The organism is Blastopirellula marina (assembly GCF_002967715.1).
GTDB classification, from domain to species: domain Bacteria; phylum Planctomycetota; class Planctomycetia; order Pirellulales; family Pirellulaceae; genus Bremerella; species Bremerella marina_B.
The window spans coordinates 1-523 of sequence record NZ_PUIA01000079.1 but is presented as its reverse complement, the minus strand read 5'-3'; the positions used below and the strand labels follow the sequence as shown (position 1 = coordinate 523).

Below are 523 nucleotides of genomic sequence, written 5' to 3'. Positions count from 1 at the left end.
CCGCTAAACCAACGTACGCGTTGCCCACGTACGTTGGTTTAGCGGCATCCTTTCCATGCTATTGTCTTCACAGCAGCGTTGAAACAATCAGCGCTGCCGACATTGCAGTCACGCCAACCAGGACGAGGCTATGTACGAATAGTGAGGCGATCTTTGCCTTTTGCATCTCCAGATCTCCTTGCTTGGCTGCGATAGCGATTGCTCTGGCTCGTGGGGCACTCTTTTGCGATGTCATCGTTTTCCTCCTGAAAAAAGGGTGCTGCCAAACTAATAGCATCCTGTAGCATCCTGCGTGCCGAAACGGACCCGGATCACGGCGAATCACCTAAGTCCCACCATAGGCAAGAGTTGGTCGCTACGTTTTCACGACATAGAGATCCGCGCATGTGGGCGCGAGCGGCAAGTGTCTCATGCTTGCGTCTCAGAATGAGACGCGTCGGTCGTAGATCGGAGCTTCTCTTGCCAGGCAAAGTGCAAAGCATGCTGTCGTCGCTAGCCCGCTTCAAACGGGAACGACTCGTCG

At 54.3% G+C, this 523-nt stretch carries 1 protein-coding gene; it reads right to left on the bottom strand.

What is annotated here, in order from left to right:
* Positions 1 to 67: 67 nt before the first annotated feature.
* Positions 68 to 235, bottom strand: coding sequence for a hypothetical protein (locus tag C5Y96_RS27520; protein WP_158261393.1), 168 nt, complete (start codon positions 233 to 235; stop codon positions 68 to 70).
* Positions 236 to 523: the final 288 nt, after the last annotated feature.

Bases quoted from the DNA above. Each gene is read 5' to 3' on its own strand.
- C5Y96_RS27520 (WP_158261393.1), bottom strand. From the start codon at position 235: ATGACATCGCAAAAGAGTGCCCCACGAGCCAGAGCAATCGCTATCGCA.